We start from the raw sequence: 13278 nt of genomic DNA, 5'->3' as shown, positions 1-13278 counted from the left end.
CTCCGCCGGGCTCCGACTTTGTACTTACAAATGGATAGCCTAGGGGCTGACCGCTCGTTTTCCAATCGCTCATTCGCATGCCATCCCGGCGCCGATCGCGAAACTTGCACAATAGTGTGCATGTTCGTATCATCGTCGGGTGACTGACACCGTTCCCGTGCGCCGCCCACGAAAGGATGCCGCCGCCAACCGCGCCGGCCTGCTCGTGGCCGCCGCGCGCACGCTCGCCGTCGACCCGGGCGCCTCGGTCGATGCCATCGCCCGCGCCGCAGGCCTGAGCCGCCGCGCCCTCTACGGGCACTTCGACGACCGCGACGCCCTGCTGCGCGAGCTGATCGCGTCGGGCGCGCAGCGCTTCAACGCCATCGCCGACGACCTCGACCTCGCGTCGGGCCCTGCCCCGGTCGTGCTCGCCCGTCTCACCGGACGCCTGTGGGGTGAGGCATCCCATGTGCAGGTCGCCGCAGCCATCGCGCTCGATGAGCGGCACGTCGAGGAGTCGGCCGCCGCCCTCGCGCCCCTGCGCCGCGCGCTCATGAGCCTCGTCAGCCGCGGCCAGGACGACGGCACCCTGCGCACGGATGTCGCGGCACCGACCCTCGCGCGACTGATCGAAGAGACCGCGCGCACCGTCCTCGTGCGCCTCGATGCCTCATCTCCCGAGGCCCGGTCGCTCGTCGTGCGCTCGGTGCTGTCGATCGCGGGCCTGTCGTGGCGCGAGGCCGAGACCGTCATCGCGGCACACCCCGACGTCGTGGCCGAGGCCTGATGCGCGTCGAGCTGACCGACGTCGCCAAGGGTCGTCGCGACCTCGCCCTTCCCGCGACCAGCCTCGTCTACCGCTCCGGCCGCGCGACGCTCGCGATCGCCGAGACCGAGCAGCGCCCCACCGTGCTCGGTCTGATCGCGAGCGGACGCATGCGCGCCGACGCCGGCACGGTCCGTCTCGACGGGGCGCGGGCCTCGCGCGCACTGCGACGCCGCACCGCGCTGATCGACGCCCCCGACGTCAGCGACCCGCCGCCGAACGTGTCGACCGCGGGGATGGTCGGCGAGGAGCTGATGTTCGCCGGCCGTCTCGCCGACCCGCTGTCGGCCCGCCGCTGGCTCGACGAGCACGACCTGCGAGGGCTCGCGCGCGTCCCGATCGGCGACGTCCCCGCGACCGACCGCGTGCGGCTGATGCTCGAGCTCGCCGTACTGCGGCCCGGCATCGAGGGCCTCGTGCTCGTCTCGCCCGACCGGCACGGCGGCGATCCCCGCGCGTGGTGGCAGCTCGCGCACGAGTTCGCGGGCCGCGGGTACGCCGTGCTCGTGATCGCCGGCCAGGCCGCCGCGAGCCTGCTCGCCGACTCCGCAGAACCCTCCTCGCCGCGTCGACGGCCGCACCCCAGCGGCATCCGTCTGCGCGGTCCCCGTCCGAAGGCCGTCCGTTGAAGATCCCCGCCCTCATCTCCGCCGAACTGCGCCGCCTGACGGCGACCCGGATGTCGGTGGTCGCCCTCATCGCACTGATGCTCGTGCCCGTGCTGTACGGCGGCCTGTACCTGTGGGCCAACCAGGACCCGTACGGCAAGTTCGCCGAGATCCCGGTCGCATTGGTCGACCTCGACGCGGGTGCGCAGCCGGACGGCGGCGACACCGTCGACTACGGCTCGCAGGTCGCCGATCAGCTGATCGAGGACGGCTCGTTCGCGTGGCAGCGGATGGATGCCGCCGAGGCGCGCGAAGCGCTGCGCACCGGCGACGTCGACTTCTCGGTGACCCTGCCCGCCGATTTCTCGGCCGCGCTCACCAGTGCCGCCGGCTCGAGCCCGCACCAGGCCACCCTCGCACTGGCGACGAACGACGCCAACAACTACCTCGCCTCATCCATCGGCTCGCAAGCAGTCGAGCGCATCCGCACCTCGGTGGCGCAGCTGGTGGGCCGCGAAGCCGCGTCGCGGCTGCTCACCGGCATCTCGGACATCCGCGGCCAGCTCGTCACCGCCGCCGACGGCGCGACGCAGCTCGTCGACGGCGCCGACCAGGCCACCACCGGTGCGACCACGCTCGCCGACGGCACCGCGCAGCTCGCGGCCGGCGCGACGCAGCTGCGCGACGGTGCCGCGACCCTCGCCGACGGCTCGGCCCAGCTCGCGACCGGCACGCGCGCGGTCGCCGACGGGTCGGCCGACCTCGCGACCGGCGCCGCCCAGGTGTCCGACGGCACGGCGCAGATCGCGAGCTACGCCGACCGCGCGGGCAGCGCCGTCGACGAGGCGATCGGTCAGCTGCCGCAGGTGCGCGACGACATCGCTCGCGTGCTCGGCGAGCGCGGCCTCGACCAGACGCAGATCGCCGACGTGCTCAGCCGGCTCGACCCGATCGGCGAGCGGCTGCAGACCGGCGCCGCCCGCGTCGACGACGCTGTCGCCCAGGTCGACCGGCTCGCCGCCGGTGCGGCACAGGTCAGCGCGGGCGCGAACCAGCTGTCGTCCGGAGCATCGCAGGCCGCCGACGGCGCGGCATCCGTCTCGCAGGGTGCCGGGCAGCTCGCCGCGGCGACGGGCGACGCCGCCACCGGTGCCGCACAGCTCGACGGCGGCGCGCACGAGCTCGCGTCGGGGCTCGGCACACTCAACGCCGGTCTGGTCACGTTGCGCGACGGGCTCGAGGCGGGCGTCGCGCAGCTGCCCGACGCATCGGCCGACCTGCGCGACCAGCAGGCCGCGACGATCTCCGACCCGGTGTCGGTCGACTCGGGCAACCTCGCCAGCGCCGGCGACTACGGCGCAGGACTCGCGCCCTTCTTCGCCGCCCTCGCGGGCTGGATCGGCATCTACGCGCTCTTCCTCATCGTCAAGCCGATCTCACGGCGAGCGGTGACGGCGCTGCGCTCCCCCGTCCGCGTCACCGTCGCCGGATGGCTCACCCCCGCCCTGCTCGGCAGCGTCGGAATGGTCGTGCTCTTCGGTGTGCTCTCGCTCGCACTGGGGTTCCGTTTCTCGAGCCCCGCCGGAACCCTCGGGATGCTGCTGACCGCATCGTTCACGTACGCCGCGATCATCCTCGCTCTCAACGTCTGGCTCGGATCGGTGGGGCAGTTCCTCGGTCTCGTGCTGATGGTCGTGCAGCTCGTCACCGCCGGCGGTACGTTCCCGTGGCAGACGCTGCCGGCACCGCTCGCCGCCCTGCATCACGTGCTGCCGATGGGATACGTCGTCGACGGCATGCGCCAGTGGATGTACGGCGGCGACCTCGGGCGGGTGAGCCTCGACCTCGCGGTGCTGTTCGCCTGGATGCTCGGCGCACTGGCGCTGGCGGCGATCGGCGTGATCCGGATGACGCACGCCCGGACGCTGCGCGACCTGCAACCGAGCCTGATCGGGTAATTCCCGCCTGTTTCGCGGGAGCGCCTTGTATCCTCGGGTCACGTCTCGAGCGAGGATCCCCCATGCCACGCAGTCTCCGGATGCCGCCTGCCGTTGCGGCCATCGTCTCCCTGGCCGTCGCCCTCGGGCTCGTCCATGCCACCGGCGCGGCCGCCGGGGCCGAGGACGCCGTCCCCGATGCCGCGGGCGCGGCACCCGCGGCGGCAACCGCGGCCGCGCCGAACCCGCTCGCGCGCGGCGCCGCTCTGCCGACCTACTCCGCGGCGGCCCAGGCCGCGGCCGACGCGCGCGCCCAGGGGCGCTTCGACGTCGCCGCCTCGTTCGACGTCATCGCGCAGACCCCCACAGCGACCTGGCTCGGCGAGTGGTACAGCGACGCCGACCTCGTGCGCGTGCTCCGCGCCGAGACGCAGGCGGCGGCGCAGCAGAACCGCGTCGCGACCTTCGTCCTGTACGCCATCCCGGCGCGCGACTGCACCGCACATTCGCAGGGCGGTCTGACTCCGGAACGGTACGGACCGTGGACCCGGCTCATCGCCGAGACGCTGCGCGGAACGGCATCCGCCGTCATCGTCGAGCCCGACGCGCTCTCGATGCTCGGCGAATGCGAGGGCCAGGGAGCCCGCACCACGTACATCCGCGACGCCGTGCGGGCACTCACCGCCGCCGGCATCCCCGCCTACATCGACGCGGGCAACGGCAACTGGATCCCGCCCGAGACGATGGCGCAGCGGCTGTACGAGGCCGGCGTGCTCGAGGCGCGAGGCTTCGCGACCAACGTGTCGAACTTCTCGCCCACCGCGGTCGAGCGCGACTACGCCGAACGCGTGCGGATGCTGCTGGGCGGCGGCCCGCGCTACGTCATCGACACGTCGCGCAACGGTCGCGGCTGGCAGGGCGACTGGTGCAACCCCAGCAACGTGGGCCTCGGCACCACGCCGCGTGCGATCACCGACGGCACCGCCCTCGACGCGCTGCTGTGGATCAAGCGCCCCGGCGAGAGCGATGGCGTCTGCAACGGCGGTCCGGCCGCCGGCAGCTGGTACGAAGCCGCCGCGCTCGAGCTCGTGCGCAACCGCGTGTACTGAACCGGAGTCGATACCGGCGTAACCGTGGTCAGGGCATCGGGTTCGAATCCCGACGGAAGAGCCGCCAAACGCGCGCACCGAGCAACAGCGCGAGGGTGACGATGACGAATGGCACGATGAGCCATTCCCAGCCGCCGGACCATCCGATGCCGATGCCTTCGTCGTCCGAGAAGGCCATGACAGGCACGAAGAGGAAGGTCGCGTCGGCTCTCATCGGCGCGGCGCTGTCGACCGCGGCGAGCATTCCCCCGGTGAACGCGCCGAACAGCACCCAATACGCCAGGAGCGCTGCTGCTGCGGTGAGTATCCCGATCTGCCAGAGCGGGCGCGGCCTTTCGCCCTCGCCATAACGGAGAGCCAAGGCGCGCGGCGAGCCGAGATCAGCGAGCACGACTTCCGCGGGTCTCGGGTCGGCGGCGATTTCTTCACGGAGCGACCGAAGGATGCGCCTGCGTTCGGCCGCGGAGACGGCGCCTTCGAGATGCCAGTCCAGACGCGCCAAGTACATCGATTCCCGCATACCGAGCGGACGTGTCGCGACAGCTGCGTGTGGCATGGTCATTCCTCTGCGGACTCGAGTGTTCCGGATACAGCACTGGCCATTTGTTGCCACTGCGACATCGCGATGGCCAGCGCCGCGACGCCCGCGTCGGTGAGGGAGAAGTACTTTCGCGGCGGGCCGCTGGGGGACGGCCGAGAGGAGGTGGAGACGAGTGCGTCTCGCTCGAGACGGTTGAGCACGGGGTAGACGAGCCCGGTGGTTGCCTCGAGCCCGAGCGCGTTCAGGCGCTCGACCAGCTCATAGCCATACGACTCGCGCCGTTGGATGAGGTGCAGCACAAGCAGAGGAAGCGCAGCGCGAGTGAGCTGAGCGTCCTGTCGGGCCTGTATGCGTGACACGGTACTAGTGAACCACAACTAGTGATCCCGCGCCGAGCGTCGGTCAGCGCCTGCGATCAGCTCAGGGCGGCGGCCGGGAGGGATTCGAGCGTGCTGCTTTCGAAGAGCGGTGCCGGAAGATCTCCTCGATCCATCCCGATGCGGTTGTGCCACCAAACCGGCATACCCACTCCCCCGGCACCCGGGATGTCGTAGCGAGATCCCGCGACGAACAGCGTCCGTTCCGGCGCTATACCCAGTTCAGATAGGGCGAGTCGGTACGGCTCAGGCCTGGGCTTGTAATAGCCGGCTCGCTCCGACGTGACGAACACGTCGAACTCGTGTCGCAACGATATGGCGGCGCGCATGCCCAGCTCCTCCGAACAGTTGGTCACGACCGCCGTCCTGACCTTTCCCTGCAACCGTCGAAGGACTGCGGGCGCTTCGGGCCATGCGCTCAGCGAATCCCGACGGCGCACCAGAGTCTCGACACTGTCCGCCGCAACGTCTTCGAGTTGAGCCGCCTCCATCACGAGATCTTCGTAGGGCCGGTACGTCTCGGCGCCGTAGGTGAGCTGGAGGTAGCGACCGCGCCAGCGACGCCCCTGCTCCTGGCTTCCTGCGGCGGAGTCCCACAGACTCCACGAGTCGACGAGCGCGGTCAGAAGGTCGAAGACGACAGCGTCATAGCGCATGAGGGCTCACCGCTTCCCGTGGGTGATCGTCACGCCGGAGGGCACTGAGATAGCGCGTCCGCACGAACGCGACGACCTCGACCGGCTCGCGGAGCGTGAACGGGCCCCACCCGACCTCGAGCCAGTGCCGTCCCCCGACTGCCGCCGACCGGTCCGGCACCACGCGGAATCCGCTGCGCGTCTTGATCCGCCAGGCCAGCAGATCGGCTCGCGCCCGCTGCCATACGGCGTCGCCCGAGCCCACGGGAACGGTTCTCTCGAACCGGCGGAAGCCGCCCGGCCGGGCGTTCCATTCGTCGCGATGCGAAAGGCTCATGCGGCCAGCATCCCACCCCGGCCCCGAGGTGCACCGATCCGCACCGGCACGGGCCGCACGTCAGCCGCCCGGGCCGACCGGATCGATCGGTGCGCCGTCGCCGTTCTCGGGGAGGTCTCCGCGCTCGACCGGTTCGGCCGGCGTCTCAGGCACGTCGGCGAAGAGCGCGTCGAGTTCGGCATCCGTCGGCACGTGAACGTTCTCCGCGGCCTGCAGCAGGTCCCCCGGCAGAGCTGCGTTCGCGCCCGTCACCCGGATCAGCGCACCGTCGCGCACGGCGACGTACTCATGGATGTCGCCGCCGTGACGATGCCAGACGCCGTCCTCGTTGGTGCACGTCACCGCGTCATCGGGAGCGTCCCCGAGGGGCGTCGCAGCACACGACGCTTCCGTGAGTTCACCGCGGTCGGTTCGGATGGTCAGCATCGCGCCCGTGGTGCTGTTGAACCAGGTGGCGGACATCCCATCCGCCGCCCCCGGTCCGACCGACTGCGGTGCGAGCTCGTATCCGTCCACCTCGGTGGTGTACACGAGGTCGGGCGCGACGCCGACAGCGCGCGCCCGCTCGGCGATCGAGCTCGCGTCGGCGGCATCCGCGCCCGGAGTCATCGACGCGCATGCGCCGAGGGATATCCCCATGAGAGCGATGAACGCGGCCAGGACTGCTGTTCGCGCCGGGCGTCTCAGATCAGAGCGACACATCATCGAGTCCTCCTTCCTCGCGGTTCGCGGCCTCAGTCGCGGGTGTCGCTGGGTGCGGGTGCGTCGGCGAGCTCGTCGACGAACAGCGAGTCGCTGTCGAGCGTCTTGTTGCGGTACGCCTGGCGCCCGACCATGTGAGCCGACAGCGGCGCGGTCGCGAGCTGGATGAGCGCGACCGGTACGAGGAACGCGACGACCGGCCACGACTGCAGCGAGACGCCCACGGCGATGCAGATGAGGATGAAGCCGAGCACCTGCGGCTTGGTGGCGGCATGCAGCCGGGTCGGCACATCGCGGAAACGCAGCAGCCCGATCGCGGCAGTCAGACACAGCAGGGCGCCGATCAGCACGAGCACGAGGGCGATGACGTCGGTGATGCTCATCGGTCGACGTTGTCCTTCCGTGCGACGAAGCGGGCGATCGAGATCGACCCGAAGACCCCGACGGCCGCGACGATCAGCAGAACCGGCAGCGTACGCGTGTGGTGGTTGATCGCCATCTCGGCACCGAGCGCGCAGATCACGAGCGTGAGCAGAACGTCCGAGGCCACGGCGCGGTCGAGGATCGACGGGCCGGTGATGATTCGCCACAGGGTCAGCAGCGCCGAGACGGCGAAGACGACCGAGATCACGACGATGAGCCAGGTCATGAGCGCCCCCTCCGCAGGTCCGACAACTGGTGCGCCTGCTCCTTCGAGCCCACGGCGCGCACGATCCGCTCCTCCCAGTGCTGGATGGACCGGCGCTGGTGATCGAGCTGCTCCTGGTTGCGCACGCCGATCGCGTGGACGTACAGGATGCGGCGATCGCGATCGATGTCGACGATCAGCGATCCCGGGATGAGGGATGCCGTCACCGCGACGTGCGTCATGATCAGGTCGTCGTCGGTGCGCAGCGGCACCGCGATGATCGCGGCTCCCGGCTGGCGCCGCGGGTCGACGACCTGCCACGCGACGAGGAGCGAGCCCTTCACGAGCGAGAGCAGGAACTCGAGGAAGAACACCACGCCCCACCAGATGTTCACGCGCCCCGAGAGCTCGACGGGCGGCAGCCGGAAGATGCGCGTGACGAACAGGGCGACGACGATGCCGGTGAGGGCGGCGAGCACCGTGAACTGACCCCACAGCAGCATCCACAGCGCCACGAGCCAGACGAAGAACGGCAGCTGACGCCACAACGCGGTGGCGGCGTTGCGCTTGGCGGCGCGCCTACGCTCACGCATCATCACTGCACCTCCTGCTCGAGCTGCGAGATGGTGACCGGCTGCAGCAGCGATTCACCGATGTCGGCGCACAGCTCGTACAGCGGTCCGGCGAACACGGTGAGGGCGACCGTGACGGCGACCATCCCCGCCGTCGCGGTGGTCATGATGCGCGGGATGACGCGCTTCTCGGTCTGCACATCCGCACCCTCCGCGTCGCCGAGGTAGGCGATGCGGGCATCCGTCTCGCTCTCGCCCTCACCCGCTTCCTCCTTCTCGCGCCAGAACGCCAGGTTCCAGGCCCGCATGAGCGCGTACAGGGTGAGCAGCGAGGTCACGATGCCGGCCACGATCAGCGCGTACATGAGCGGCGTGCCCTCAGCGGCCGCGGCGTCGAACAGCGCGTACTTGCCGATGAAGCCCGAGAAGGGCGGCAGCCCGCCGAGGTTGATCGCGGGGATGAAGTACAGCACGGCCAGCAGTGGTGCGGCACGCATGAGCCCGCGCACCTTGAGTATCGAGGTCGACCCGGCCCGGCGTTCCACGAGACCGACCGCGAGGAACAGCGTCGTCTGCACGACGATGTGGTGGACGATGTAGTAGATCGTCGCCCCGACCGATGCCGGTGTGGCCACGGCCAGCCCGAAGATCATGTAGCCGATATGGCTGACGAGCGTGAACGACAGGATCCGTTTGAGCTCTGCCTGCGCGACGGCACCGAGCACGCCGACGATCATCGTCGCGAGCGCGACGATCAGCAGCAGCGTGTTGACGTCGTTGTCCTGGAAGATCTCGGTCTCGGTGCGGATGATCGCGTAGACGCCGACCTTCGTCAGCAGGCCCGCGAACACCGCCGTCACGGGGGCCGGAGCGGTCGGGTACGAGTCGGGCAGCCAGAACGACAGCGGGAACACGGCCGCCTTGATGCTGAAGGCCAGCAGCAGCATGAGGTGCAGCACGAGCTGCGTCTCTTGCGGCAGCTCGGTCATCCGCTGCGACAGCTGCACCATGTTCACGGTGCCGAGGGCGCCGTAGATGGCGGCGATCGCCGAGAGGAACAGGATCGACGACACCAGCGACACGACGATGTAGACGACGCCGGTGCGGATGCGCGACTCGGTCGAGCCGAGCGTGATGAGCACGTACGACGCGACGAGCAGGATTTCGAACCCGACGTACAGGTTGAACAGATCGCCCGCGATGAAGGCGTTGAAGATGCCCGCCGAGAGGATCAGGTACGACGGGTGGAAGATCGACACCGGCGTCTCGTCGTCGCCGTCCGCCGCGCCCTGTCCGACCGAGAACAACAGGACCGCGAGCAGCACCACGCTCGACACCACGACGAGCAGAGCGGCGAGTCGGTCGACGTAGAGCACGATGCCGAACGGGATCGGCCACCCGCCCACCGACACGGCGATGGGTACGCCCGTCCCGTTGATCGCGCTCAGCAGCACCGCAGCGATCACGAGAGTGGCGGTGAGCGTGACGATCGAGATGCCGACCTGGATGCGGCGACGCCGACCGAAGATCAGTGCGACGGCCGCGCCGAGCAGCGGCAGCGTGACGAGAAGGGGAACCAGGGCGCTCATCGGTCTCCTCCGGGGCGATCGGTGGGCGCGTCGTCACGCAGCGCGTCGAAGTCGCGCGACTGCAGCACGGTGATGGGCGAGGTCAGGTCGCCGACGAAGTCGGTCGTGGCGTCGTCGTCCTCGTCGGTGATCTCCTGCTCCATCGCCTCCTCGTCCACGGCGCCGCGACCGCGCACGGCCAGGTCGGCCTCGTCGTCCTCGACCGTGTCGGCTTGACCGAGCTGCCAGGACCGGTAGATCAGCGCCAGCAGGAACGCCGACACCGCGAAGGTGATGACGATGGCGGTGAGCGTCAGTGCCTGCGGCAGCGGGTCGCTGTAGTCGGCGGCATCCTCGGCCGATCCGTAGAACGGGGCGACTCCGGGTGCGCCCATGACGACGAGCAGGAACAGGTTCGCGGCGTTGCCGAGCAGCAGGAAGCCGATCAGCACGCGCGTCAGGCTGCGCTCGAGCATCGCGTAGACGCCCGCGGCGAAGAGCACGGCCATGATGATGATCAGGGTGAGCGAGACGTTCATCGGGCGAGCTCCTCTCGCTCCTTGCGCTGACGGTCGACCTCGGCACCGAGCGACCGCAGGACATCGAGCACGAGACCGATGACCACGAGGTACACGCCCACGTCGAAGATCGTCGAGGTGACGAACTCGACATGGCCGAGGATGGGCAGCTCCGCCTCCCAGAAGGTGCTCGTCAGCGCCGGCGCCCCGAAGAACAGCGGCACGATCGCGGTGGCGACCGCCAGCGTCATCCCCACGCCGAGCAGGCGTCCCGCATCGGTCGGAGCCGCGGCGCCGAGCTCGTACGGACCACCGGCGACGTAGCGCATGACCAGCGCCATGCCGGCGACGAGGCCGCCCGCGAAGCCACCGCCGGGCAGGTTGTGGCCGGCGAACAGCAGGTAGATCGACACGACGATGATCGTGTGGAAGAGGATGCGGACGATGACCTCCAGCATGATCGACCGGGTCTCGGGCCGCAGCTTCTGCCCGCCGACGAGCCACGCCTGACGCGATGAGCCCGAACCGGCGCGCGGCCGAGGCCCCTCAGCCGTCTCGACGAGCGGCCGCCGCGTGCGCAGCGCTCCCGTCGGCAGCGACGAGATGGCACGCGACAGAGTGTCGGAGCGGTGGGTGACGAACACGAGCGAGGCGACGCCCGTCGCGGCGAGGATCAGCACCGACAGCTCGCCCATCGTGTCCCACCCGCGCAGGTCGACGAGCGTGACGTTGACGACGTTCTTGCCGTGCCCGATCTCGTACGCCAGGTCGGGGAAGGCGATCGAGATCGGCTCGGCGACGCGTGCACCCGTCGCAACGACGGCGATCAGCGCCATGGTGACGCCCACGCCGATGCCGAGCAGGGCGCGTCCGATGGGCCAAACCGAGGCGTTGTGGTCGCCCATGCGTGCGGGGATGCGGCGCAGCACCAGCGCGAACGCGATGAGAGTGACGGTCTCCACGAGGATCTGCGTGAGCGCGAGGTCGGGCGCTCCGGCCGAGGCGAACAGCGCGACCATGCCGAGACCGGTCACCGAGACGAGCACGACCCCGGTGTAGCGCTTGCGCGCACGCACCGCGATGATTCCGGCGATGATCATGACCGGCGCGACGAGGATCTGCATCGGGGTGTGCCAGCCGGCCAGGTCGGCCTGCCACCCGGTGTGCGCGATGAGCGCGGTGCCCTCGGCGGCGACGAAGACGACGAAGATCGTGCCGACGTACACCGGCAGCGAACCGCGCTGCGTCAGCGAGGTGACCCACACGGCGGTCCGCACGATCGCACGGATCGTGCCGTTGTACGCATCGACCGCGGTGAACGGCAGCCAGCGGCGCTGCGTTCCGTCTCGACGACCGACGACCCAGAAGAGCGCGAGACCGGCGAGGATGCTGCCGACCGACAGGAACAGGGCCGGCTCGAGGCCGTGCCAGAGCGCCAGGTGATACTCGTAGCCGCTCGAACCGGCGACTTCGGGCATGGTGTCGGCGTAGCCGCTCAGGGCGGTGTCGAGCAGGGGCGCCCCGAAGCCGCCGACGACCGTCAGCCCGCTCAGCAGCACCGGCGCGGCGAGGAAACCGATCGGCGGGTCGGGCCACGGCGTGCGCTCGACGGCCGCACCGGCGGCATCCTTCTTCGTCCAGAACGCGCCCCAGACGAACCGGGCGCCGTACGCCGTCGTCAGCAGCGAGCCCAGGACGATGCCGATGAGCGGAGCGAGCGCGACCGGGTCGGTGCCGGCCTCGAGCAGCGACGACAGTGCCGCCTCTTTCGCGACGAAGCCGATCGTGGGCGCGAGGCCGACCATCGAGCCGATCGCGATGATCGAGAACACCGCGAGGGTCGGGGCTTGCCGGCCGACGCCCGACAGTTCACGGATGTCGCGGGTGGACAGCTGCCGGTCGATGACACCGACGACGAGGAAGAGCGACGACTTGAAGAGGGCGTGACCGACGAGCAGGGCCAGGCCGGCGAGCGCCGAGTTGCGCTCTCCGTAGCCGAGGACGACGGTCAGCATGCCGAGCTGGCTGACGGTGCCGAAGGCGAGGATGCGCTTGAGGTCGTTCTCGCGCAGGGCCTGCAGGCCGCCGAGAAGCATCGTGAAGACGCCGAGTCCGATCACGATGGGGCGCCACGGCTCTTCGTGCGCGAAGGCGGGGGCCAGCCGCGCGATCAGGTAGATGCCCGCCTTCACCATCGCGGCGGCGTGCAGGTAGGCGCTCACCGGTGTCGGCGCCGCCATGGCACCGGGCAGCCAGAAGTGGAAGGGGAAGATCGCCGATTTGCTCAGGGCGCCGACCAGCATGAGCACGATCGCGATGTTGAGCAGGACGCCCTGCGGGGCGGGCGCGCTGACGATCGTGCTGAGGCTCGTCGTGCCGTAGAGGACCACGAGCATCACGACGCCGATCAGCATGACGAGGCCGCCGAGCGTCGTGACGAGCAGGGCCTGCAGAGCCGCGCGCCGGCTCGCGCCGCGGCCGTTGTAGAAGCCGATCAGCAGGTAAGACAGGACGCTCGTGACCTCCCAGAACATCACGAGCACGACGATGTCGTCGGTGAGCACGAGGCCGTACATCGCGCCGGCGAACGCCAGCAGCACTGCGGCGAACTGGCCGACGCCGACCTTCTTGCCGTCGAAGTACCAGCGGCAGTAGATCATCACGAGCGCACCGACGCCGGTGACGATGAGCGTCATGATCCACGCGAGCGTGTCCATCCGCATCGAGAGCGCGATGTCGAGCCGCGGGATCCACGCGTATGACTCGAACGGAATACCGCCGCTGAGAACGACGGGCGCGCGCAGGGCCGCATCGATGAAGGCCGCGATGGACAGAAGGGCTGCGACAGAGAAGGCGCGAGCACCGATCCGCTTGACCAACCACGGCAGAACCAGCGGCAGAACCGCGAACGCACCGAGGAAGATCAGCAAAAAGGCCT

Annotated in this window: 15 protein-coding genes; 4 read left to right on the top strand and 11 right to left on the bottom strand. The window is 70.0% G+C overall.

Features of this window, described 5'->3' with window-relative positions; all coding sequences use genetic code 11:
* Window positions 1-139: 139 nt before the first annotated feature.
* From PUW82_RS02295 to PUW82_RS02280, 4 genes are all read left to right on the top strand, one after another.
* Window positions 140-769: a TetR/AcrR family transcriptional regulator gene (locus PUW82_RS02295; RefSeq protein ID WP_274220720.1), complete on the top strand. Its 630-nt coding sequence runs from the start codon at window positions 140-142 to the stop codon at window positions 767-769.
* On the top strand, window positions 769-1437 hold the full coding sequence (locus PUW82_RS02290; RefSeq protein ID WP_274220719.1) for a hypothetical protein: 669 nt from the start codon (window positions 769-771) through the stop codon (window positions 1435-1437). The genes PUW82_RS02295 and PUW82_RS02290 overlap by 1 nt, the downstream gene beginning before the upstream one ends.
* On the top strand, window positions 1434-3374 hold the full coding sequence (locus PUW82_RS02285; RefSeq protein ID WP_274220718.1) for a YhgE/Pip domain-containing protein: 1941 nt from the start codon (window positions 1434-1436) through the stop codon (window positions 3372-3374). Before PUW82_RS02290 ends, PUW82_RS02285 begins: the two co-directional genes overlap by 4 nt.
* Window positions 3375-3436: 62 nt before the next feature.
* Window positions 3437-4462 carry a glycoside hydrolase family 6 protein gene (locus PUW82_RS02280; protein WP_274220717.1) on the top strand — a complete coding sequence of 342 codons (1026 nt, stop codon included), beginning with the start codon at window positions 3437-3439 and terminating at the stop codon, window positions 4460-4462.
* Window positions 4463-4490: 28 nt separating this feature from the next.
* On the opposite strand, the gene PUW82_RS02275 is transcribed toward PUW82_RS02280, so the two are convergent.
* The 11 genes from PUW82_RS02275 to PUW82_RS02225 form a co-directional block, all read right to left on the bottom strand.
* Window positions 4491-4970, bottom strand: a complete 480-nt coding sequence (locus PUW82_RS02275) for a hypothetical protein (RefSeq protein ID WP_274220716.1) — start codon at window positions 4968-4970, stop codon at window positions 4491-4493.
* Between the two features lie 50 nt (window positions 4971-5020).
* Window positions 5021-5362 carry a PadR family transcriptional regulator gene (locus tag PUW82_RS02270; protein ID WP_274220715.1) on the bottom strand — a complete coding sequence of 114 codons (342 nt, stop codon included), beginning with the start codon at window positions 5360-5362 and terminating at the stop codon, window positions 5021-5023.
* Window positions 5363-5418: 56 nt separating this feature from the next.
* Entirely contained in the window at window positions 5419-6036 is a 618-nt protein-coding gene (locus PUW82_RS02265; RefSeq protein WP_274220714.1) for an HAD family hydrolase, read from the bottom strand.
* The gene (locus PUW82_RS02260) at window positions 6026-6352 is read right to left on the bottom strand and encodes a DUF1990 family protein (protein WP_274220713.1); all 327 of its coding nucleotides are present in this window, start codon (window positions 6350-6352) and stop codon (window positions 6026-6028) included. Before PUW82_RS02260 ends, PUW82_RS02265 begins: the two co-directional genes overlap by 11 nt.
* A 60-nt stretch (window positions 6353-6412) precedes the next feature.
* On the bottom strand, window positions 6413-6961 hold the full coding sequence (locus PUW82_RS02255; protein WP_274220712.1) for a hypothetical protein: 549 nt from the start codon (window positions 6959-6961) through the stop codon (window positions 6413-6415).
* Between the two features lie 125 nt (window positions 6962-7086).
* On the bottom strand, window positions 7087-7437 hold the full coding sequence (gene mnhG / locus PUW82_RS02250; protein ID WP_274220711.1) for a monovalent cation/H(+) antiporter subunit G: 351 nt from the start codon (window positions 7435-7437) through the stop codon (window positions 7087-7089).
* On the bottom strand, window positions 7434-7703 hold the full coding sequence (locus PUW82_RS02245; protein ID WP_274220710.1) for an MrpF/PhaF family protein: 270 nt from the start codon (window positions 7701-7703) through the stop codon (window positions 7434-7436). Before PUW82_RS02245 ends, mnhG begins: the two co-directional genes overlap by 4 nt.
* Window positions 7700-8278, bottom strand: coding sequence for a Na+/H+ antiporter subunit E (locus PUW82_RS02240; RefSeq protein WP_420792706.1), 579 nt, complete (start codon window positions 8276-8278; stop codon window positions 7700-7702). Before PUW82_RS02240 ends, PUW82_RS02245 begins: the two co-directional genes overlap by 4 nt.
* The gene (locus PUW82_RS02235) at window positions 8278-9843 is read right to left on the bottom strand and encodes a Na+/H+ antiporter subunit D (protein WP_274220708.1); all 1566 of its coding nucleotides are present in this window, start codon (window positions 9841-9843) and stop codon (window positions 8278-8280) included. Before PUW82_RS02235 ends, PUW82_RS02240 begins: the two co-directional genes overlap by 1 nt.
* A complete protein-coding gene (locus PUW82_RS02230; RefSeq protein ID WP_274220707.1) occupies window positions 9840-10361 on the bottom strand; it encodes a Na(+)/H(+) antiporter subunit C in 522 nt (173 codons plus the stop codon). Before PUW82_RS02230 ends, PUW82_RS02235 begins: the two co-directional genes overlap by 4 nt.
* The gene (locus PUW82_RS02225; RefSeq protein WP_274220706.1) at window positions 10358-13270 is read right to left on the bottom strand and encodes a Na+/H+ antiporter subunit A; all 2913 of its coding nucleotides are present in this window, start codon (window positions 13268-13270) and stop codon (window positions 10358-10360) included. The genes PUW82_RS02230 and PUW82_RS02225 overlap by 4 nt, the downstream gene beginning before the upstream one ends.
* Between the last annotated feature and the right edge of the window lie 8 nt (window positions 13271-13278).

It is taken from the genome of Microbacterium thalli (assembly GCF_028737325.1).
GTDB classification, from domain to species: domain Bacteria; phylum Actinomycetota; class Actinomycetes; order Actinomycetales; family Microbacteriaceae; genus Microbacterium; species Microbacterium thalli.
This window is presented reverse-complemented; position numbering and strand designations above follow the sequence as displayed.